Here is a 20,430-nt window from a genome sequence, read left to right on the forward strand (position 1 = left end):
TCAGGGCTTACGCCAGATCACAGCAGTGCGCCGGCGGGGATAGAGCTCCCGGCACAGCGGGCAGATGGTGCCATCACAACCCCGGGCCGTGCAGAATTCGCGCCCATAAAAAATGATCTGCAGGTGCAAGCGATTCCAGGCTTCCTTCGGAAACAAGGTCTTGAGATCATGCTCCGTTTGCACAACGCTCTTGCCACTGCTCAGACCCCAACGCTGCGCCAATCGGTGGATGTGGGTGTCTACGGGGAAGGCGGGCACACCGAAGGCCTGGGCCATCACCACGCTTGCGGTTTTATGACCAACCCCAGGCAGGTCCTCAAGCTGTTCAAAGCTGCGGGGCACCATGCCGCGATGGCGCTCAAGCAAGAGCTCGGCAAGGCGCTTGACATTGCGAGCCTTGGTGCGAGCCAGGCCAAGCTGGCGGATATGGGCCAGGATCGTCTCCTCACTCAGGGCTGCCATCGCGGCAGGGTCCTGGCCAGCCGCAAACAGGGCCGGGGTGACCTCGTTGACCTTCTTATCTGTGCATTGGGCGCTCAGTAGAACCGCCACCAGCAGCGTGAAGGGATCGCTGTGGTCGAGAGGTACAGGGGTTTCGGGGTAGTGCTGCTGCAGCCGCTCCATGATCAGGGCGGCACGCTCCTGCCTCTTCAAGATTGGACTATGCCAAAGGTGAAGCCCAGTTTGTAGGCTCGCCCCAACGCAGATGGTCAATGGGCAGCAGCTTCGGAGATCTCTTTCGGATCAGCACCTTCGGCGAATCCCATGGCGGCGGGGTTGGCGTAATCATCGACGGCTGCCCGCCCAGGCTGGAGCTGGATCTTGAAGCGATCCAGGCCGAACTCGACCGCCGCAAGCCAGGCCAGAGCAAGATCACCACCCCCCGCAAGGAGGATGACCAGGTCGAAATTCTCAGTGGCCTGCTCGATGGCGTGACCCTCGGCACACCGATCGCGATGGTGGTGCGCAACAAAGATCAACGCCCGCAGGACTACAGGGAGATGGAAGTGGCCTTCCGTCCCTCCCACGCCGATGCCACCTACCAAGCGAAGTACGGCATACAAGCCCGCAGCGGCGGTGGCCGGGCTTCAGCCCGTGAAACCATCGGCCGAGTAGCTGCCGGGGCGATCGCCAAACAGCTGCTGGCCAAGGCCCACGGCACCGAAGTGATCGCCTGGGTGGAGCGCATCCACAACCTTGAGGCTTCGATCGACCCAGAACAGGTGACCCTGGCGGCTGTGGAAGCAAATATCGTGCGCTGCCCAGACCAAGCCATGGCCGGCCAGATGATCGAGCGCATTGAGGCAATCGGCCGGGAGGGCGATTCCTGCGGCGGCGTGATCACCTGCCTGGTGCGCCAGGCGCCAATGGGCCTTGGCATGCCCGTATTTGACAAGCTCGAAGCGGACCTGGCCAAGGCGGTGATGTCGCTGCCGGCCACCAAGGGGTTTGAAATCGGCTCGGGCTTCGCAGGCACCTTGCTCAAGGGCAGCGAGCACAACGATGCCTTCCTGCCCACAGGCGATGGCTCCCTGCACACAGCCACCAACAATTCCGGTGGCATCCAGGGGGGCATCAGCAACGGCGAGCAAATCGTGATTCGGGTGGCCTTCAAGCCCACCGCCACGATCCGCAAGGCCCAGCAGACGATCAATGACCGCGGTGAGGCCACCACCCTGGAGGCCAAGGGCCGGCACGACCCTTGTGTACTGCCGCGGGCCGTGCCGATGGTGGAAGCGATGGTGGCCTTAGTGCTCGCCGATCACTTGCTACGCCAAAAGGGCCAGTGCGGCCTGTGGTAGCTAGGGCCTCAGGCGCTCGACAAGCCTGGCCAACGACTCCCAATCGGCGGGGTTGACCAGCGAACCACCCAAGGCGACCGCATCAACTCCGGCAGCCAGCCAGGGCTCCACATCAGCAGGGCCAAGTCCACCTGCCGCAATGCAGAAGGGCAAGCCAGCAGCGCCAGCCAGAGGAGCTGCGAGTCGTTGCCAATAGGAGCGACCCAGCGCGGCGGCGGGGAAGAGCTTGACGATCGAGCATCCCCACAAACGGGCTAGATGCACCTCTGATGGAGACATCACGCCTGGCACGAACTGCAAACGCAAAGCCATTGCAGCCTCAATCAAGCCACGATCCAGCACCGGTGAAACCGCATAGCCCAGGCCAGCGGCAGCAGCAGCTTCAAGGCCAGCCAAGTCGACTACCGAAGCCGCACCCAAGCGCAAATGGGCGAAGCGCTGACGAAGCTCACTCGCCTGGGCAACCCAACGGGGATGAGTGCTCCAAGCAAGCTCTACATGCTGAACACCCAGCCCCTGCAAACGCTCTAAACGGGGCAGCAGCTCAAGCAGGTCATAAGCACGAAGCACCACCAGCAAGGGCTGGTGGTGCAAAGCGTCTAGCAGCTTTGGCGGTTCAGACGTATTCCGCCACCTTCACATCGCTGCGGATCAGCAGCTCCTGCAGATCATCGGCGTCGACTGTCTCCTTCTCTACCAGCATCTCGGCGAGCTCATCAAGCACCGAACGATTGTCAACGAGAACGGAAGTGGCGCGCTTGTAGGCCACCGCCACCAGGTCGCTCACTTCCTCATCGATTGCGGCAGCGGTGTCTTCAGAGAAATCACGCTCGGCAGCGATATCACGACCAAGGAACATGCCCCCCTGGCTGCGACCCAAGGCCACTGGGCCAAGGCGATCGCTCATGCCGAATCGGGTAACCATCTGACGGGCAACGCGGGCTACCTGCTGGAGGTCGTTTGAAGCACCGGTGGTGACTTCGTCTTCGCCATATACGATCTCTTCGGCAACCCGACCACCTAGTGCAACTGCCATCTGGTTCTGCAGATAGGCGCGGGAATAGAGACCCGATTCCATCCTCTCCTCAGAGGGGGTGAAGAAGGTGAGGCCGCCTGCATTACCCCGAGGAATGATCGAAATCTTCTGTACCGGGTCGTAATCGGGCATCAGGGCACCAACCAGGGCGTGGCCAGCTTCGTGATACGCAACAAGCCGCTTGCGCTTCTCACTCATCACCCGATCCTTCTTCTCGGGTCCAGCCATGACGCGCTCGATGGCGTCATTGACCTCGTCCATCGCTACTTCGGTGAGTTGACGGCGGGCAGCGAGAATGGCCGCCTCATTGAGGAGGTTGGCCAGATCAGCGCCGGTGTAGCCAGGGGTGCGGCGAGCAATCTTGTCGAGGTCGACATCCTTGGCCAAGGTCTTGCCTCGGGCGTGGACGCCAAGGATCTGCAGGCGGCCGGCATAGTCGGGACGATCTACAACCACCTGGCGATCAAAACGGCCCGGACGCATTAAGGCTGCGTCCAACACGTCTGGCCGGTTGGTTGCAGCCACAATGATGACGCCGGCATTGCCCTCAAAGCCGTCCATCTCTGTGAGCAGCTGGTTGAGGGTCTGCTCGCGCTCATCGTTACCACCGCCGAGACCAGCACCGCGCTGGCGGCCTACGGCGTCGATTTCGTCAATAAAAACGATGCAAGGAGCGCTCTTTTTGGCCTGCTCAAAAAGATCACGCACCCGGCTGGCGCCAACACCTACAAACATCTCGACGAATTCCGAACCGGAAATCGAGAAGAAGGGCACGCCGGCTTCACCTGCCACAGCCTTGGCGAGCAGGGTTTTACCGGTTCCTGGCGGGCCTACCAGCAGCACCCCTTTGGGAATTTTGGCGCCAACAGCGGTGAAGCGATCTGGATTCTTGAGGAAGTCAACGACTTCAGTGAGCTCGAGCTTGGCTCCCTCGATACCGGCCACATCGCCGAAAGTCACCTGGGTTTGGGGCTCCATTTGAAGCCGCGCCTTGCTTTTACCGAAATTCATTGCCTGATTGCCGCCACCACCCTGGGCGCGCCGCAACAGGAAAAACAGGCCGCCAAGCAGCAGTAGCGGGAAAATCAGACTGCCTACCGCCTGCTGCCATGCCGCGGGCTCGCGGCTGGGCTGGACGGCGATATCGACGTTGTGGTCGGTGAGCAGCTTGAGCAGGTCCTTGTCGGGGGCAAGGTTGACGACCGCACGGCGTCCGTCGTTTTCGACCACCTGGGCCGTGCCCCGGTCTGGGGAAATCAGCACCCGGGAGACTTCGTTGTCCTGAACGGCCTCTACGAAGTCGCTGTAGCGGAGGGTGCGCGGCGCATTGGCCGGGTCTGGCCTGTCGAGGAAGGCCGTACCCACGGCGATCATCACGATGACCAAAAGGACATAGAGCCCCGCATTGCGCCAGCGCTTCTTCAAGAACCTTGCCTCAGCTGAGAAGTCAGTTACGGAATGTTAACCGGCTGCGGCCCGCAGCACTTCAACCACACTACGGAAGGCGAACCACTCTGGGATTTCTTCGCCCCCACGCAGCATCTGACGGAATTGGGTGCCGCTGAGCTTGCGGATGTGTAGGCCTCTGGCCTCGGCATGTTCAGCGGTCACGTAGCCCTCCTCCTCCGTGTAGACGAGGTTGAGCGAGGGCACGGTCTCCATCCCAAGCTCTGCAGCGTTGTCGCGGGCAAAATCCTGGGCTTGGTAGGGGCCGTAGAAGTCTTCGCCGCTGAGGGAGCTTTTGCAGCCGGCCATGTCGCGGCCAATGATGAAGTGGGTGCAGCCGTAGTTCTTGCGGATGATCATGTGCTGCAGAGCCTCCCGTGGGCCGGCCATGTGCATCGAGTAGGGCAAGTAGGCCCAGCGAATTCGGGCGTTATTCACCTCAGCCGCCAGCCGCTCGTAGGTCTGGAAGCGCACCTCGCCGGCAATGTCGTCGTCCTGGGTGGGGCCGCAGGTGGGGTGCACCAGCACCACACCCTGCTCACTGACGTTGGCCGCGTCCAATGCCCGGGTAAACAGCTCGTAGTGGGCGCGGTGAATGGGGTTGCGGCACTGGAAAGCCACGACGCTCTGGCCAGAGGGGAGGGTGGCGCGCACTTCAGCGGGCGTTTTGCAAGGGAAAACCCGGCTGGGCAGCTCCAGGCCCTGAATGCTGCCGCCGAGGTAGATGCGACCCCGCTCGGTGGCGATCATCTTCACCGCCGGATGCTCAATAGAGGTGGTGCCGTAGCAGCCCTGAGCCTCACGCGCCTTATCAGGCTCCCAGCGACTCTCCACCGTCAGCACTGCCAGCTCCTGACCGCGATAGGTGAGCAGCAGCTGGTCGCCCACAGCAATCGAAGCGTCATCGGTGTCGAAGACGATCGGCAGGCCAAACAACAGGCCGCTGGTGGTGCGGTGGCCAGCCACCACAGCTTCGTAGTCCTGCTGATGCATGAAGCCACGCAGGGGCGAGAACCCGCCCACCACCAGCAACTCAACGTCGCAGGCATTGCGATCGCTGCACTCGATCCTGCGGCTCACCCCGGCTAGCAGCGACTCGCGCTCAGCCGCTGGCACCGCCAAATTCACTAATGACCCACCGTGAGGCGCGATCAAGCCAGCGGATTCAGCAGCGGTCATGGGGGCCAATCAGACAGGGCTGGATTCTCCCAGACCGGGGAGTCAAGGCTCAAGTGCCAATAAAAAGCTCTGGCTCCCAATAAAAAAGGCCCCGGTGGGGCCTTGAAGAGGCAGGCAGGACCTGCTAGCTAGCGCCTAGGGCTCAAGACTGCTCTAGGCGGCCATAGAGCTGGCCGACGATCTTGACATCGACAACCGCCTTGGTGCCCATGTCGGAGTCGGAAGGCTGGATTGCAGTAAACACACCGGCAAACTCGCCAGTGCTGGCGTCGACCTTGGTAATGGAGAGGTTCATGGTGCCGGAGCCATCCACATAGCGCTTCACGGTTTCGCCAGTGAACTCATCTCCAGCAGGCACCAGGCCTACAGCGCTGCTGTAGCCGGTGGTTAGGCCCCGGCCCTTGGGGTCGAGGAAGTTGCTGGTGCGGTAGCTAGGAGCCCGGTAGGGACCTTCAAAGTCGGTGCTGGTGGTTAGAGATGAACCATCAGACGTGGCCAACAACTCCTTGCTGGAGAAGGTGAAGGGCACTTCCTCACCACCGGGTAGCAGCACGGTGATCGGCTGGAAGTCGATGCCGCCGAGCTCCTTGAAGCTGAGGCCATCGGCTGTCACGGCCAGATCGCCGTACACCTGATCAAGGCTGGAGGTAAAGCGCGTGAGAATTTTGCCGGCAACGAACTGTGCCTCCTGGCGCTTGTTGGCAGGCTCGCCCTTCACGTACACCTCGGCGGGGTGCATGCAGATTTCACGGAGCTGATATTTAGCTGCGGGATCGAGGGAGATCGAGCCGCGGGCCGAATCCGGCAGCGACGGGCAGTCGTTCGCCAAGCCGGTGTTGTGGATGTCTTCGTAGGTGAGATTGGCGCGATCCACGGCCTTGGCACCACCGCTGCACGCGGTCACCAGGGTCAGGCACAGCGCCAGCACAAGAGCCAGCAGAGGACGAAAACTCATGGGGAAACGCCGCAGAGACGGTGGATGGGAACTGGGCTGTCGCCGATCCTACCGGTGCAAATCTGCCATTCCCCGTACGATGTCGCGGCTCTCAACAACCTGTATGCGAGAGCCCGACGCGAGCGCAAAGCAAGAGCAGTCATGAGCCTCACCCCATCCCAGCAAGGCCGTCTCGCCAACCAGCTGCAGAAATTAGACGAGTTGGCAAGTGAGCTCGAAGGCCAGCCTGAAGCCCTGCTGACCCTGCTGCGCCAGCTCGAGCAGCTGCATCGCTCCGTCCAAGACGGCCCCTTCCGGGGCAGCCTTCCAGCCGACCGCAGCCAGTTGTTCAGCCTGCTGCAAAGTGTCGAGCGCAGTGGCGGCTGGCCCTACATCCCGAGGTTGCAACTGCGCACCTTTATGGATCTGCTCCAGAACGAAGCTGCTGCAGACGAGACCCTGCCCGCCGAAGAGACACTGGTGGCTTAGGGCCGCAAGGCGGTAAGCAACTGCTGGGCAATCGCCAGCTTTGAACCCGGCTCGATGCGTTGCTCGCCGCCCTGCCCTCCCAGCAGCCAACCGTGGTTGCTGTTCACGCCAAAGCCCGCATCGGCTTGATCGATCGGATTGGCGAACAGCAGGTCGCAGCCTTTACGGGCCCACTTGGCACGGGCCTGCGCCAATACATCGCCCGATTGGGCCGCGAAACCCAAAATCCGCTGACCGGGGTGCCGGCGGCTCACCAGGCCAGCCAAAAGATCGGGCACCGGCTGCCAGCCGGAGGCGAGCTCAAGGGCTAGCTCCTCCTTGCTCAGTTTGTGAGGGAGCGGTTGCTGGCGGCGGTGGTCGGCCACAGCCGCAGCCATGGCAATGGCATCGGCACAGGGCTGAAGACGCACCAAGGCCTGCTCCATATCGGCCGCCGTCTGGACGGGCACACAAGCCAAGCCATCCAGCAACTGGGAATCCGCGCTCAACGGACCATGCACCAAAGTCACCGCCGCCCCACGCAGCCGGGCGGCCTGGGCTAGCAGCACACCCATCAGCCCGCTGCTGGGGTTGGTGAGAAAGCGAGCCGGATCCAGTGGTTCGCGGGTGGGACCGGCAGTGACCAAAAGCCGCAAGCCAGCCCAGTCCCGCTGCCAGCCCCACAGCTGCAGACACTGCAAGGCCAGGAGCAGCTGTTGCGGCTCAGCCATGCGGCCGTCCCCCTGCCGGTCGCAGGCCAACAATCCCGCCGTAGGTCCCAGGGGCAACACCCGCTCAAAGCCCTGCAGCAGCTCCCAGTTGCGGCGCACTCCCGGGGAGGTCCACATCGATGTATTCATGGCCGCAGCAGCCAGCACCGGCGCCTCGGTAGCCAACAGGGTGCTGGCCAGCAGGCTGTCAGCCAACCCATGCACCCAACGACCCAGGCTGGTGGCACTCAAGGGCGCCACCAACACCAACTCAGCCCACTCCGCCAGCTCCACATGCAGGGGCCTGGCAGCACGATGACTCCACTGATCCGCGTCGAGGTTGCAGGGATTGCGGCTGAGGCTGGCAAGGGCAACCGGACTGACCAAATGGGCAGCCGACGGCGTAACCAGGCAGCGCACCTCGGCGCCGCACTGGACCAGGGAGCTCACCACCTGGGGCAGCTTGACCGCAGCGATGCTGCCGCTGATACCCACCAACACGCGGCGACCCGCCAGCGGGTGCGCCGGATCAGTCCTCATCAAAGGGTTCCTGATCCACCAGATGCACGTAGGGGCGAGCCAACTCCGGTTGGTGGATCGCCAGGGCACGCATCAGGTGCCAATCGGCTAAGCCGTCAAAGGCACTGGGGTAGTCGTCTTCCTCCAGTCGACGGGCGAGCTCGGCGATCGAAGCTTCATCGAAAGCGGCGAGCCGTTCGGGAGTGATCGACGCGTTCATGGAAGTTGCTGGGGTGGTGGGGTCGGGGATAATGGCCATCTAGGGACAAAGGAGGGCCCTAACCCGGGGATTTAGCTCAGCTGGTAGAGCGCTGCGATCGCACCGCAGAGGTCAGGGGTTCGAGTCCCCTATTCTCCATTTCTACTCAAAGAAGCGCTGCTGGTCAGCCCTATGGATTGGCATCCAGACGCCGAAGCCAAACTTAAGGAAGTGCCCTTTTTTGTACGTCCAGCGGTGCGGCGCCGCATCGAAACCATGGCACAGGAGGCCGGCCTTAATGCCATCGATGCCCCCTTCTATGAGCAGGCCAAGGCAAGGTTTGGCCAGAAGTGAACCGGCGATGCGGTAAAAGGGTGCATCAGTAGAACACCCATCGATGTCGCAGTCGAAACGCGAACAGGTGGTTAGCCACCTGCGGTACATCCGTCAGGAGCTCCGAGAAATGCACCAGGGCGTCATGGACGACGGCTTACTTCCAGAAGCCGGTGAGGTTCGAGGGGTTATGGCTCAGATGGAAGCTCTGCTTGAGCTCCTCGAGGGCAAATCCTCCCGCAAGAAGGACAGCGACGGCTGAGACCCAGTTCGGGAAGCACTTGGGAGACGTCAAGCCCCTGGGGACGCTCTGGCAAACGTCTGCGGGCGGTTGATCATTAGCCAGCCAGGCGCTTTGGTTGCTCAGTCCCCATCACCCAGCCCGAGCCATTGGCCTCGGGCTTTTTTATTGGAATCCCCTATAGGTAGCGTTAAAAGGCTGCACACACGCCAGAGATGGTGTATACAGGCTTTGGCAGGGCTCGGGCCGGGTGATGGGGATCACCGCCGTCAGCATCCCTGCCTCCCCTTTTGGCCCTCGCTGATAACCCTTCAGCCGTGATGGCCTCACCTCCCGGAAGTCGATATCAACAGACCGGCTTCCAGGAACGGGTTGCCCAGGCTCGGGCGGCCCTAGAGAGTTGGGCAGCCAATCCCTGGCGGCGACTATCGCTGTTGCTGATCGTGTTGCTGATCAGCTTCAGCATTGGCGGAGCCGTCGGCTCGATCACCGGCACCCTGGCCAAGCTCGACCCGGTGGGGGCCCTGATCTGCGTGGCGGCCATCGAGCTGGCCATTCGCGCCAGGGGCCCGCTGATACGTCGTGGTGGTGATGCACTCGTGCTGCAGTTGCTCGACATGACTCGGATCGGCTTGCTCTACGGCTTGCTGCTTGACGGCTTCAAGTTGCTCTAATTCAACTGCTGCAAAGCTTTTCAGGCCAACGGTTCTGCCGCAGCCAGCAGATAGAGCAGGGCCATGCGCACTGGGATGCCATTGCGCACCTGCTCCTCTACCAGTGAAACGGCGGGATCATCGAGCACATCTCCCGCCAGCTCCACGCCCCGATTCACCGGGCCCGGATGCAGCAGGGGCACGGACGGGCCGCAGAGGGCTAGGCGCGCTCGGGTGATGCCGAATTGCCGGTGATAGGTGTCGAGGCTGGTGAGCAGGTGCTGATGCATGCGCTCCTTCTGAAGTCTCAGAGTCATCACCGCATCGGCCCCCCCGACCAGGGCCTGCTCCAGGCTGCGCTCAATCCGCACCGGGCCCCGCGCCGCCACCGGATCGGCCGCCTGGCCTGGCGGGGGGGCGGCCACAAAGTCAGCGAAGGCATCCGGCAGCAGGGTGGGCGGGCCGCAGAGCACCACCTCGGCGCCGCAGGCGGTGAGGGCCCAGAGGTTGGAGCGGGCCACGCGGGAGTGGAGCACATCGCCCACGATCACGATGCGCTTGCCCCGCAGGGCCGCAGGCGTGGGGGCTTCAGGGGCGAAGTGGCGCGCCAGGGTGAACAAATCCAGCAATCCCTGGCTGGGGTGGCTGTGCAGGCCATCGCCGGCATTGAGCACCGCGACCCGCTCACCGGCCCGGTCGAGGTCGGCCGCCAGGCTCTGGGGCACCCCGGCGCAGCGATGGCGCACCACCAGCACGTTGGCGCCCATGGCCACGTAGGTGCGGGCCGTATCGAGCAGGCTCTCGCCCTTGCTCAAGGAGCTTGAGGAAGGAGAGAAGCTCTGCACATCGGCCGAGAGCCGCTTGGCCGCCAGCTCAAAGCTGCTGCGGGTGCGGGTGCTGGGCTCAAAGAACAGGCTGGTCATCAACCGCCCCTGCAGGGCCGGCAGCTTGCGAGCACCGGCCACCGGCAGGGCTCGAAAGCGCTGGGCCAGTGTCAGCACGGTGGTGAAATCATCCAGCGAAAAGGCCGCCAGATCCAGCACGTGGCGGTGGCTCCAGCTGCTCAAGGGGTGCGGCGGCTCACAGGATCAGGGTAGAGGCTGACTTGCGCTGGCGACACTGGACAGGTGCACGGGGCGGCCGATCACCCCTGACCCGCCTGCTGACGCTGCGGCTCGCCCGCCAATACCAGCGCCAGGGGAGGTCTTGGCCCTGGCTGATGCCGATGCGGCTGGTTTGCACCAGGTCGGCGGCGGCCAAAGCTGCCAACTCTGGCCGCCGCGGGGCTATCCACAGGCCCTGATCGGGATGCACCTGCTGGGCGTCGCGGGAGCGATCGATGCCAAAGCAGCGTGCCAATAGGGCAGGACCCGCCGCCAACCGCTCCGGCTTACCAGGAATAGCCACGGCGCGCAGCAACACCCCATTGGCCCAGTCGGGACGGTGCGTCACCACATTCACGCAGTGGTGAATGCCATAGCTCACATAGACATAAAACCGCCCAGGCTCACCAAACAGGGTTTCGTTGCTGGGGGAGCGGCGGCGGTAGCCGTGACAGGCGGGCTCGTCTTGCGAATACGCCTCCGTTTCCACAATCACGCCCCACAGCAACTCGCCATCCGCTTGGCGCTTCACCAGCAGGCAGCCGATGAGCTCGGGGGCAACCAGCTCAGCGGGACGGCAGAAGAAGGCCTTCGGCAATGGATTCACCACAAGATCAACGCCTTGCTCGCCACTGGGAGCAACCGCCAGCAGACTGAAATCCTTAATACCCAGACTTGGGTTCGCCATGCACACCGCCGGTTTCTCCCTCGCCACCGTGCTGATCTTTGGCAGCGGCTTATTCGTGCTTGCCACCCTGTTTTTTGGCACCAAAGGTGGCTACTACGACACCGACGACTACGACGGCAACGGCACGGCTCACTGACCCTGACTAGGCAGCCGCTCGGCCTCGGGGCAGTCTTCCGAGGTGATCACGTCATCAGGGCTGCCGCTGCGGCAGACGTAGGCCAGCCTGGTGCTGACTGCCCCGATCGAGTCGAGCCGCACGCTCTCCTCCCAGCTGTGGGTTTCGTCGTCGTCTTCAGCGTCGTAGCGCAGGGTGACGAGATCCCCCTCGACCTCCACCACCGTGGCCTCCTCAATCCAGCGCTGCTGGTCACGCAAAAACACCCACACCGGGCGCTGTTCGGCACAAAACTGATAAAGCTTGCGGTGCAGCATGGGCCGAGGCACTGCTGGCCTACAAACACTAGCCAGTCTCCCGGGTCTTCCTGCTGTTCACCATGATCCAATCCGCCAGCTCCAATGACGCCATTCGCCTGCAACTGCGCAGCTGGCCTGAGGTGGAGACCTATCTGGAAAATTGCAAGGGAGTAATCGTGCCCCTGGGCTCCACCGAGCAGCACGGCCCCACCGGCGCCATCGGCACCGATGCGCTCACCGCCGAAGCCGTGGCCCTGGAAGTGGGCCGCCGCACCGGCGTGCTGGTGACTCCGGCCCAGGCCTTCGGCATGGCCGAGCACCACTTGGGCTTTGCTGGCACCGTGAGCCTGCAACCCTCCACCCTGCTGGCGGTGCTGCACGACGTAGTGCTGTCGCTTGCCCGCCACGGCTTCGAGCGCATCTACGTGATCAATGGCCATGGCGGCAACATCGCCACCAGCAAGGCCGCTTTCGCCCAGGCCTATGCCAGCGCCACCGATCGGTGCCTGGCGGTGGCGCCGCGGCTGCGCTGCAAGCTGGCCAATTGGTTCATGGCTGGCCCGGTAATGCAGGAGGCGCGCAACCTTTATGGCTCGGAAGAAGGTCACCACGCCACCCCCAGCGAAATCGCCCTCACGTTGCACTTGGAGCCCAGCCTGCAGACCAAGCAGAGGCCCCTGCCTGATCCAGCCCCGGCCGGCCCCATCCACGGCCCTGAAGATTTCCGCCGCCGCCACCCAGATGGCCGCATGGGCTCCAACCCCTACCTGGCCCAGGCCAGCCACGGCGAGCGCTTCTTGGAGCTGGCCGCCACCGCCCTTGCCTCAGACCTGGAAGCCTTCCTGACCTGAGCGCTAGCGTCGGATTAGCTGGTAAATCCCGATGAGCAAGATCACCGCAGACGACGTGCGCAAGGTGGCCAAGCTGGCCCGCCTAGACCTGCCCGAGGCCAAGATCGCCACTTACACCGGCCAGCTCGAGCGCATCCTCGACTACGTAGCCCACCTTGAAACAGTTGACACCGAAGGAGTGCCAGCCACCACTCGAGCGGTGGAAGTGGTGAATGTATGCCGCGAAGATATGGTAACCCCTACGGAAGTGCGCGAAGAGCTACTAAATGAAGCCCCCCAACGGGAAGGGGATTTCATCCGCGTGCCCAAAATCGTGGCTAGCTGAGCAAGGTCAACTCTCCGGTTAACGCACTGGCGAAATCGCAGTGCGGTGAAGCAACTCCAGCACTCGCCTGCGGGCATGGCGGGTAGGCATTAAAGCTGCAATAGGCCTGAGCTTGCTGCGCTTCTTGCGATGGCTGCGAACGCCGAGGAAAATATCGTAAAGGAAATTAAATCCATCATTCTTGGTTTCAAACAAGCCAAGGCGCTGGGGCGAGCCTTTGGCGTCAAGCATTGGTTTAGTGGCGTGATAGGCAGGGCGGTATTCAAACCAGGGTATGGATGGCCACAGGTGATGAATAAGGTGATAATTCTGACCCATGATCAGCCAATTCATCAGTCTGCCCGGATAAACACGGGCGTTATGCCAGCGGTTGCGAGACTGGAAGGGGCGGTGGGGCAGGTAGTCGAAGAACAAGCCCAACGTCACTCCCACCATTAGGGCCGGAGCAAACCAGCAGTTGAAAATAAATTCGAGAAAGCCAAATTTCGCTGCAGCCACCACGATCGCCACGAAGATGGCCCGGGCTAGGCCCCACTCAAACAGTTCATAACGACGCCACAAACGGCGACGGAAGAAAAACAGCTCGTGATAGAAAAATCGTGGTGCAATCAACCACAGCGGACCAAAAGTGCTGACGATGTGATCAGGATCGTTCTTGGGATCATTGACGTGGGCGTGGTGCTGCAGGTGCACCCGGGTAAAAACGGGAAAGCTGAAGCCAAGCAGTAGGGCAGCGCCATGACCCATCACCGCATTCCAGAAGCGGTGCGGATGGGCCGCGTTGTGGCAGGCGTCGTGAATCACCGTGCCCTCTAAGTGCAGGGCCAGAAATCCGGTAGCCAGCAGCACGGGCAGGGGCCAACCAGCCACAAACCAGCCCCAAATCGTGAGAGCAGCTAAGCCATAGCCAGCCAAAAACAGCCCAACGGTGGGGTTCCAAGGCGCAGGCGGGTCAAGAAATTCCCTCGGCACAAGCCGCGAGGGAGATGCCATTGCCCCTTCGGAGACCACGGCAGTTGCAGAGGCGGCCAGAACCTGTGTCATCTCAGCTGAACCAGATCCCAGAACGTTGCATCAAGGCAACTTAAGAAAGTGATGATGCCCACCGGGGGACTTGAACCCCCACGACCAAAGCCACTGGTACCTAAAACCAGCGCGTCTACCAATTCCGCCAGGTGGGCAGAACGCGACTGTAGGGACAGATGCTGGGCGGCGCCCACAATGGGGGACTCCATGCCTTCTGGCCATGCTCGCCACCCTGGGCGGACTCCTGGCGCTGCTGCTGGGTCTCGCCATCCTGCTGCTGCCGCTGCTGGCCACCGAACTGAGCCGGCCGCGGGATTCGGCCTGGGGCGCCGTAGTGCTGCTGCTGGGACTGGTGCTTGTAACCAGTGCCGACCGGCTCACGGGCGCCCCGATGTTGGGCGTGCTTTGCGGTGGCCTGCTGATCGGCAGGCTCGCAGGCGAGGTGTCCCAGGGCCGCTGGCGGCAACTCACCGCTGAGGAGCAGCAGAGGCTTTGGTCGACGGAACGCTGGCAGACCAGCCTGCAACAGGCGGGCGCCAGCCTGGCCCATCTGCTCGCCGTGCTGACCACTGCCACTGCAGGTGTGAGCCAATGGCTGACCCAGCAACGCCAGCCCAAAACCAGTGGCAAGCGCTGGGTGCGCCCGGAAGAGCCAAGCGCCGTCAGCGAGATCGACAGCCTGGTCACGGCCGATATCCCGGAACCGCAACCGCTGGCCGAGCCCTCCAGCAGCCAGGCGGGATAATCAGTTCTGCTGCCCCCAGGCGACGTGACCGCCAGCCCTGCGCCCGTCTCCTACCCCCTCTCCTACAAGGAGACGCTCAACCTCCTGCAGACGCCCTTTGCGATGAGGGCCAATGCCAAGGTGCGCGAGCCGGAAATCCAAGCGTTCTGGGCCCAGCAACGGCTCTACGAGCGCCTGAGCCAGCAGAACCCGGGCGAGGCCTTCACCTTGCACGACGGCCCTCCCTACGCCAATGGGGCCCTGCATGTGGGCCATGCCCTCAACAAAATTCTTAAGGACATCATCAACAAAACCGCCCTGCTGCAGGGCAAGCGGGCGCGGTTTGTGCCTGGCTGGGATTGCCACGGCCTACCAATCGAACTCAAGGTGCTGCAGGGGCTGAGCAGCAGCGAACGGGCCGAGCTCACCCCGGTAACGCTGCGCCAGAAGGCCCACGCCTACGCCCTCGAGCAAGTGGAGGGCCAAAAGAGCGGCTTCCGCCGCTGGGGCATCTGGGCCGACTGGGAAACGCCCTATCTCACCCTGCACAAGAGCTACGAGGCCGCCCAGATCGGCGTTTTCGGCGCCATGGTGCTGGCCGGCCACATCTATCGAGGCCTCAAACCGGTGCACTGGAGCCCCAGCTCCCGCACCGCCCTGGCCGAAGCCGAACTCGAATATCCCGACGGCCACACCTCCCCCAGCGTTTTCGCGGCCTTCCCGGTGGTGGCGCTACCGGTGGCCCTGGCCGCCCAATTAGAAACCGCTGGCCTGGCTGCCGAAGCGGCCACAGGGGCCGGCGGCCTGGCAGTGGCTATCTGGACCACCACCCCCTGGACGCTGCCGGCCAACCTGGCGGTGTCGGTGAACGGGCGACTGGACTACGCAATCTGCGCAGTGGCTGCCCGGGGCGACGCCCCCAACCCAGCCGCCAGCCACCTAGTGGTAGCCGCTGAGCTGATTGAGAGCCTGCAAACCAGTCTGGGACTGGAGCTCACACCCCTTTTAAGCGTTAAGGGCAGCGAGCTGGAAGGAATCACTTACCGCCATCCACTGCTGGAGCGCACCAGCCCTGTGGTGATCGGCGGCGACTACATCACCACCGAGGCCGGCACAGGCCTGGTGCACACCGCCCCAGGCCACGGCGTAGACGACTTCAACACCGGCAAAAAATACGGCCTGCCGGTGCTCTGCCCGGTGGATGAGGCCGGCAACCTCACCGCCGAAGCCGGGCCCTTTGCCGGCACCAACGTGCTCAAGGACGCCAACCCCGCGATCCTTAGCGCCCTCGAAGCCACCGGCCTGCTGCTCAAGCAAGAGCGCTACGAACACCGCTACCCCTACGACTGGCGCACCAAAAAACCGACGATCTTCCGCGCCACCGAGCAGTGGTTTGCCTCAGTGGAGGGCTTCCGCGCCGCCGCTCTTGGCGCCATCGCCGAGGTGGAATGGCTGCCGGCCAGCGGCCGCAACCGGATTGAAGCGATGGTGAGCGAACGGGGCGACTGGTGCATCAGCCGCCAGCGCACCTGGGGCGTGCCGATCCCCGTTTTTTATCACCGCGAAACGGGCGAGGTGCTGCTCAACGAAGCCACCCTGGCCCACATCCAGGCCCTGATCGCCGAGCACGGCGCCGACGTGTGGTGGCAGCGCGATGAAGCCGGCCTGCTGCCTGAGGCATACGCCGCCGAAGCCAGCCAGTGGCGCAAGGGCAGCGACACCATGGACGTGTGGTTTGACTCCGGCTCCTCCTGGGCCGGCGTGCTCCAGGAGCGGGGCCTGCACTACCCAGCCGATCTCTACCTAGAAGGCAGCGATCAGCACCGCGGCTGGTTCCAGAGCAGCTTGCTCACCTCGGTGGCGGTTAACGGCCACGCCCCCTACAAGCGGGTGCTCACCCACGGCTTCACCCTCGATGAGAAGGGCCGCAAGATGAGCAAATCGCTGGGCAACGTCGTCGATCCGGCGGTACTGGTGGAGGGAGGCAAGAACGAAAAGCAGGAGCCGGCCTACGGCGCCGATGTGCTGCGGCTGTGGGTGAGCTCGGTGGATTACTCCGCCGACGTGCCACTGGGCCCGGGGATCGTCAAGCAGCTGGCGGATGTGTACCGCAAGGTGCGCAACACGGCCCGCTACCTGCTGGGCAACCTGCACGATTTTGCGCCCGAGCGCGATGCCGTGCCCTACGACCAGCTGCCCCTGCTGGATCAGTGGATGCTGCAGCGCACCGCCGCCCTGATCGACAGCGTGACGGGAGACTTCGAGCGCTATGAGTTTTACCGCTTCTTCCAGGCCCTGCAGAACTTCTGCGTCGTCGACCTCTCCAACGTCTACCTCGACATCGCCAAGGACCGCCTCTATGTGAGCGGCGCCGATGAGTTCCGCCGCCGCAGCTGCCAAACGGTGCTGAGCCTGGTGCTGGAGCGTCTCGCTGGACTGATCGCACCGGTGCTCTGCCATATGGCCGAGGACATCTGGCAAAACCTGCCTTACCCGGTAGCCGAAGCCTCGGTGTTCGAACGGGGCTGGCCCACGGCCCCCGCTGGGTGGCGCCAAGCGCAACTGGAGGCGCCGATGGAGCGAATCCTGGAGTTGCGATCTTTGGTGAATCGCCAACTGGAGAGCTGCCGCTCTAGCGGCCAGCTGGGTGCTTCGCTGGAGGCCCAGGTGCAATTGGAGCTGGAAGCAGGCAGCAGCGCAGACGAGGCCCTGGGCTGGCTGGCCAGCTCAAGCCACCCCAGCGTCGACAACCTGGCCGACTGGCTGCTGGTGTCGGGCCTGAAGAAAGGCGGCGTAGCCCCTGCCGAGCTATTGGCCGAAGCCAGCGCAAACGGCATCACGGTGCGCATTGCCAAGGCCGAAGGCCAAAAATGCGAGCGCTGCTGGCACTACGAAACCGACATCGGTCAGCACAGCGCCCATCCCAGCCTCTGCGGCCGCTGCGTGGAGGTTCTGTGTTGAACGCCAAGGCACTGATTGAGCAGCTGAAACTCCAGCCCCATCCGGAGGGTGGCTACTACCGCGAGACCTACCGGGCCAGCCAAATAGTCGACACATCCCGCGGACCCAGGGTTGCCAGCTCGGCGATCCTCTACTTACTAGCTGAAGGCGAGTGGTCGAGCTGGCATCGGATCTGCTCCGATGAGGCTTGGCACCACCATGGCGGCAGCGGCCTACTGATCTATCAACTCCGCCCGGATGGCCGGGCTTGCGTCAGCAAGCTTGGGCTTGATCTTGGCGTTGGAGAACTACCCCAGATCGTGGTGCCTGCCGGCAGCTGGTTCGCAGCTGAACCAGTGGCTGGGCACACCCCATGGAGCTTGGTGGGGTGCACGGTGGCCCCAGGCTTTGATTTCGTCGATTTCGAACTAGCCAGCCAGAGCCAGCTGCAACACCACGCCACCCAGCTGGAATCTTGTTGCCGTGATTGGCGCCGCCTAATTGCGATGGGCTGATCAGAGGACTCAAGCCCAACCGCCAGGCTCAAGGAAAACCTCAGGGGAAGCGGGCCCAACCAACAGCTGCTCAGCAGCAGGATTCAGGGGGGCCTGAAGTAGTTCAGCTGTTTCGATCACCGCCCCATCAGGCAGCACTGGCTGGTCGGGATCGAAATCGGTGGGATGGGTAGTGCTGCTCGAAAAACCCCGAAAAATCAGCAGCTCGTAGGGCTCAAGAGGGCCTGCCGCCAACTGAAGCTGGCCCCTGAGCCGCAGCACCCGATCAGGCCGCTCCCGGCTCAACTCTTCCAACCTGGCCAGCAGGGCCATCACAGATGCAGCGGAGAGGGTCATGGCGAGAGAGAAAGCAAGGGGCTGATCCTTAGAAATCGCCAGCGATTCGCCCCTGCTTGGGCAAGCGCACCAGCAGCCATTGCAACAGTCCCACCACATAGGCAACCAAACCCACGTATCCGATGAAGGCAGCCACGGCAGGGGTCCATTCGCCGCCAAAAATGAAGGCAAACAGCCCCTCGACATGCCGGTGCAGACCAAGGGGCGGCTGAATCCAAACGGCGCAACGGGGCTGGGCCAGGGCGCCAGGGCCCATACAGCCCAGGGCCGTGGCACTAAGCAAGGCGCCAAGTAGGGCCCACACCGTGAGACTCCAGCGCCAGATGCGCAGGGTCAGGGGTAAGGGACGCCAGGGCGGCAGGTCGGCCAGCTCCTCGTTGAGATCCACCCAGAACCAGACGCTCAGCACCACCAGCAGCTGGGCCAGCAGCAAAACCACAAAGCCGAGGGGCCGCCGGTCGGTGAGCAGCAGGGTTGCAAGCAGGAACAGGCTGGCCACCTTCCAATAAATCCCCAGCAGGCGCACCAAGGATCCCTCCTTGCGTACCGACGCCCAGATCAGGAGCACTAGGGGCAAGCCGACGCTGAACAGCATCGCCAGGCGGACATCGAGCCACACCAAGGAGCGGTAAAGAGGTTCTGGCAGGGCGGCGAGCACGCGTGTGGTTCGGTAAGGCGCCATTATCCGCGTCCCCGGCAAGCGATAGGGTCCGAGTTATGGCCGCCTTCTCCCTGCCCAGCTGGCTCTCCCGCACCTTCGGGGCCCGTCCTGCCCAGGCCTGGTGTCGCACCGCCCTAGCCAGCGAAACCTCGCTGCAGGCCTCGGTTGAAGACATAGCAACCCAGCTGCGGGGGGCCGGTCCAGCGGATCTGGCCTTGGTCTTCGCCGCAGCTAGCTACGCCAGCGACCTGCCCCGGCTGCTACCCCTATTGCAAGAGAAAGTCCAGGCCAGCCACTGGCTTGGCTGCCTGGGCGGTGGGGTGGTGGGCACCGATGCTGGCGGCAGCCCCCATGAGCTGGAGAACAAACCAGCCCTGAGTGTCACCCTGCTGCGCCTACCCGGCGCCGAGCTCCACCCTTTTGCGATTGATACCGACTGCCTGCCCGACCTCGACGGCCCGGCTGATCCCTGGCGCGCCCTGCTCAATGCGTCAGCAGCTCCCAGCCCCTCGATGCTGCTGTTGGTGGATCCCAGCTGCTCCCGCATCAACGATCTGATCAGTGGCCTGGATTACGCCTGTCCAGGGGCGGCGAAAGTTGGTGGGGTCGCCGGCCCCCACAGTGCCGGCCATGGCTCTCTGCTGTTTGGAGATCAGGTGGTTCGCGGTGCCGTCGGCTGCCTCATTGGTGGGGCCTGGCAACTCGATCCGGTGGTGGCCCAGGGCTGCCGGCCGATCGGTCCGGTTTTTGATGTGGAGCAAGTTCAGCGCAACGTGGTGCTGGAGGTAAGCCAGGGCCAGGCCCGCCGCAGCCCTGTGGCAGCGCTTCAGTCGATCCTCACGGATCTGAGTGCCGAGGAGCGGGAGCTGGTGAAGCACTCGCTATTTCTGGGCGTGGGCCGTAGCAACTTCAGCCTCAGCGCCGCAGACCCAGATGGCCCCACCTCTTTTCTGGTGCGCAACCTGCTTGGTGTCGACCCCCGCAACGGCGCCGTAGCCGTGGCTGAACGGATGCGGGTGGGGCAACAGGTGCAGTTCCAACTGCGCGATGCCAGCGCCTCCAGGCTGGAACTGCGCCAACTGCTGACCAGACAGCAACGGCGCAACCCGGAGCCCCTAGCCGCCCTGCTGTTTGCCTGCCTAGGCCGTGGCGTTGGGCTCTACGGCAGTGCCGACGGCGACGTGGAGCTGTGCCGGGAAGTGTTTGATCAGGTGCCCATCGCAGGATCGTTCTGCAACGGCGAAATCGGCCCGGTCGATGGCAGCACCTATCTGCACGGCTACACCGCCAGCCTGGCCTTCTTGGTGCCGCGCGCAGAGGGCTGATG

Annotated in this window: 25 protein-coding genes and 2 tRNA genes; 13 read left to right on the forward strand and 14 right to left on the reverse strand. The window is 63.4% G+C overall.

Annotated elements, in window-relative coordinates; all coding sequences use genetic code 11:
• The gene (gene nth, locus U9970_RS11105) at positions 1–654 is read right to left on the reverse strand and encodes an endonuclease III (RefSeq protein ID WP_322764251.1); all 654 of its coding nucleotides are present in this window, start codon (positions 652–654) and stop codon (positions 1–3) included.
• Positions 655–713: 59 nt separating this feature from the next.
• On the opposite strand from nth, the gene aroC reads away from it, so the two are divergent.
• Positions 714–1,802, forward strand: coding sequence for a chorismate synthase (aroC, locus tag U9970_RS11110; protein WP_322764252.1), 1,089 nt, complete (start codon positions 714–716; stop codon positions 1,800–1,802).
• On the opposite strand, the gene U9970_RS11115 is transcribed toward aroC, so the two are convergent.
• From U9970_RS11115 to psbO, 4 genes are all read right to left on the reverse strand, one after another.
• Complete coding sequence (locus U9970_RS11115; protein ID WP_322764253.1) at positions 1,803–2,375, reverse strand: bifunctional 4-hydroxy-2-oxoglutarate aldolase/2-dehydro-3-deoxy-phosphogluconate aldolase; 573 nt, start codon at positions 2,373–2,375, stop codon at positions 1,803–1,805.
• A 43-nt stretch (positions 2,376–2,418) separates the two neighbouring features.
• A complete protein-coding gene (ftsH3, locus tag U9970_RS11120; RefSeq protein WP_255023833.1) occupies positions 2,419–4,263 on the reverse strand; it encodes an ATP-dependent zinc metalloprotease FtsH3 in 1,845 nt (614 codons plus the stop codon).
• 36 nt (positions 4,264–4,299) lie between these two features.
• Positions 4,300–5,463, reverse strand: a complete 1,164-nt coding sequence (gene sat / locus U9970_RS11125) for a sulfate adenylyltransferase (RefSeq protein ID WP_322764254.1) — start codon at positions 5,461–5,463, stop codon at positions 4,300–4,302.
• 142 nt (positions 5,464–5,605) lie between these two features.
• Complete coding sequence (gene psbO / locus U9970_RS11130; RefSeq protein ID WP_255024262.1) at positions 5,606–6,418, reverse strand: photosystem II manganese-stabilizing polypeptide; 813 nt, start codon at positions 6,416–6,418, stop codon at positions 5,606–5,608.
• 141 nt (positions 6,419–6,559) lie between these two features.
• Here psbO and U9970_RS11135 point away from each other — a divergent pair, with 141 nt between their 5' ends.
• A complete protein-coding gene (locus U9970_RS11135; protein WP_322764255.1) occupies positions 6,560–6,886 on the forward strand; it encodes a hypothetical protein in 327 nt (108 codons plus the stop codon).
• On the opposite strand, the gene coaBC is transcribed toward U9970_RS11135, so the two are convergent.
• Both coaBC and isiD read right to left on the reverse strand, forming a co-directional pair.
• The gene (gene coaBC, locus U9970_RS11140; protein WP_322764256.1) at positions 6,883–8,115 is read right to left on the reverse strand and encodes a bifunctional phosphopantothenoylcysteine decarboxylase/phosphopantothenate--cysteine ligase CoaBC; all 1,233 of its coding nucleotides are present in this window, start codon (positions 8,113–8,115) and stop codon (positions 6,883–6,885) included. The two genes, U9970_RS11135 and coaBC, sit on opposite strands and share 4 nt — an antisense overlap.
• The gene (gene isiD / locus U9970_RS11145) at positions 8,105–8,353 is read right to left on the reverse strand and encodes a protein IsiD (protein ID WP_322764257.1); all 249 of its coding nucleotides are present in this window, start codon (positions 8,351–8,353) and stop codon (positions 8,105–8,107) included. Before isiD ends, coaBC begins: the two co-directional genes overlap by 11 nt.
• A 26-nt stretch (positions 8,354–8,379) precedes the next feature.
• Here isiD and U9970_RS11150 point away from each other — a divergent pair.
• The 4 genes from U9970_RS11150 (at position 8,380) to U9970_RS11165 (ending at position 9,541) form a co-directional block, all read left to right on the forward strand.
• Positions 8,380–8,452, forward strand: a tRNA-Ala gene (locus U9970_RS11150).
• A 33-nt stretch (positions 8,453–8,485) separates the two neighbouring features.
• The gene (locus U9970_RS11155; RefSeq protein ID WP_255024265.1) at positions 8,486–8,647 is read left to right on the forward strand and encodes a PCP reductase family protein; all 162 of its coding nucleotides are present in this window, start codon (positions 8,486–8,488) and stop codon (positions 8,645–8,647) included.
• Positions 8,648–8,690: 43 nt separating this feature from the next.
• The gene (locus U9970_RS11160) at positions 8,691–8,888 is read left to right on the forward strand and encodes a hypothetical protein (protein WP_094559179.1); all 198 of its coding nucleotides are present in this window, start codon (positions 8,691–8,693) and stop codon (positions 8,886–8,888) included.
• 299 nt (positions 8,889–9,187) lie between these two features.
• Positions 9,188–9,541: a DUF565 domain-containing protein gene (locus U9970_RS11165; protein ID WP_322764258.1), complete on the forward strand. Its 354-nt coding sequence runs from the start codon at positions 9,188–9,190 to the stop codon at positions 9,539–9,541.
• A gap of 20 nt (positions 9,542–9,561) precedes the next feature.
• Here the strand turns inward: U9970_RS11165 and U9970_RS11170 are convergent, their stop codons facing one another.
• Positions 9,562–10,587: an aspartate carbamoyltransferase catalytic subunit gene (locus U9970_RS11170; protein WP_322764259.1), complete on the reverse strand. Its 1,026-nt coding sequence runs from the start codon at positions 10,585–10,587 to the stop codon at positions 9,562–9,564.
• 13 nt (positions 10,588–10,600) lie between these two features.
• Positions 10,601–11,311, reverse strand: coding sequence for a DNA-3-methyladenine glycosylase (locus tag U9970_RS11175; RefSeq protein ID WP_407653038.1), 711 nt, complete (start codon positions 11,309–11,311; stop codon positions 10,601–10,603).
• On the opposite strand from U9970_RS11175, the gene U9970_RS11180 reads away from it, so the two are divergent.
• Entirely contained in the window at positions 11,310–11,447 is a 138-nt protein-coding gene (locus U9970_RS11180; RefSeq protein WP_255024269.1) for a hypothetical protein, read from the forward strand. The genes U9970_RS11175 and U9970_RS11180 overlap by 2 nt on opposite strands.
• Here U9970_RS11180 and U9970_RS11185 read toward each other — a convergent pair.
• Entirely contained in the window at positions 11,441–11,743 is a 303-nt protein-coding gene (locus U9970_RS11185) for a glycine/sarcosine/betaine reductase component B subunit (protein WP_254935112.1), read from the reverse strand. The two genes, U9970_RS11180 and U9970_RS11185, sit on opposite strands and share 7 nt — an antisense overlap.
• A 62-nt stretch (positions 11,744–11,805) precedes the next feature.
• Between U9970_RS11185 and U9970_RS11190 the strand changes: the two genes are divergently transcribed.
• Both U9970_RS11190 and gatC read left to right on the forward strand, forming a co-directional pair.
• Positions 11,806–12,576 carry a creatininase family protein gene (locus U9970_RS11190; RefSeq protein WP_322764260.1) on the forward strand — a complete coding sequence of 257 codons (771 nt, stop codon included), beginning with the start codon at positions 11,806–11,808 and terminating at the stop codon, positions 12,574–12,576.
• A gap of 31 nt (positions 12,577–12,607) precedes the next feature.
• Entirely contained in the window at positions 12,608–12,901 is a 294-nt protein-coding gene (gatC, locus tag U9970_RS11195) for an Asp-tRNA(Asn)/Glu-tRNA(Gln) amidotransferase subunit GatC (RefSeq protein WP_322764261.1), read from the forward strand.
• 18 nt (positions 12,902–12,919) lie between these two features.
• Here gatC and crtR read toward each other — a convergent pair whose 3' ends face one another.
• On the reverse strand, positions 12,920–13,945 hold the full coding sequence (gene crtR, locus U9970_RS11200) for a beta-carotene hydroxylase (protein WP_407653039.1): 1,026 nt from the start codon (positions 13,943–13,945) through the stop codon (positions 12,920–12,922).
• A gap of 55 nt (positions 13,946–14,000) precedes the next feature.
• Positions 14,001–14,082, reverse strand: a tRNA-Leu gene (locus tag U9970_RS11205).
• A 65-nt stretch (positions 14,083–14,147) separates the two neighbouring features.
• Between U9970_RS11205 and U9970_RS11210 the strand changes: the two genes are divergently transcribed.
• Genes U9970_RS11210 through U9970_RS11220 form a run of 3 tightly spaced genes read left to right on the forward strand, consistent with a single transcriptional unit; the run spans position 14,148 to position 18,106 of the window.
• A complete protein-coding gene (locus U9970_RS11210) occupies positions 14,148–14,672 on the forward strand; it encodes a Ycf66 family protein (protein WP_322764262.1) in 525 nt (174 codons plus the stop codon).
• A 24-nt stretch (positions 14,673–14,696) separates the two neighbouring features.
• The gene (gene ileS, locus U9970_RS11215) at positions 14,697–17,612 is read left to right on the forward strand and encodes an isoleucine--tRNA ligase (protein WP_407653040.1); all 2,916 of its coding nucleotides are present in this window, start codon (positions 14,697–14,699) and stop codon (positions 17,610–17,612) included.
• Positions 17,609–18,106, forward strand: coding sequence for a cupin domain-containing protein (locus U9970_RS11220; protein ID WP_322764263.1), 498 nt, complete (start codon positions 17,609–17,611; stop codon positions 18,104–18,106). The genes ileS and U9970_RS11220 overlap by 4 nt, the downstream gene beginning before the upstream one ends.
• Positions 18,107–18,115: 9 nt before the next feature.
• Here the strand turns inward: U9970_RS11220 and U9970_RS11225 are convergent, their stop codons facing one another.
• Positions 18,116–18,442 (reverse strand): DUF7734 family protein, encoded by a 327-nt coding sequence (locus U9970_RS11225; RefSeq protein WP_322764264.1) that lies wholly within the window; start codon positions 18,440–18,442, stop codon positions 18,116–18,118.
• Between the two features lie 28 nt (positions 18,443–18,470).
• Entirely contained in the window at positions 18,471–19,088 is a 618-nt protein-coding gene (locus U9970_RS11230; RefSeq protein ID WP_322766116.1) for a DUF3177 family protein, read from the reverse strand.
• Positions 19,089–19,159: 71 nt separating this feature from the next.
• On the opposite strand from U9970_RS11230, the gene U9970_RS11235 reads away from it, so the two are divergent.
• Entirely contained in the window at positions 19,160–20,428 is a 1,269-nt protein-coding gene (locus tag U9970_RS11235; RefSeq protein ID WP_322764265.1) for an FIST signal transduction protein, read from the forward strand.
• The last annotated feature ends 2 nt before the right edge of the window (positions 20,429–20,430 follow it).

The organism is Cyanobium usitatum str. Tous (assembly GCF_963920485.1).
Taxonomy (GTDB): domain Bacteria; phylum Cyanobacteriota; class Cyanobacteriia; order PCC-6307; family Cyanobiaceae; genus Cyanobium_A; species Cyanobium_A usitatum_A.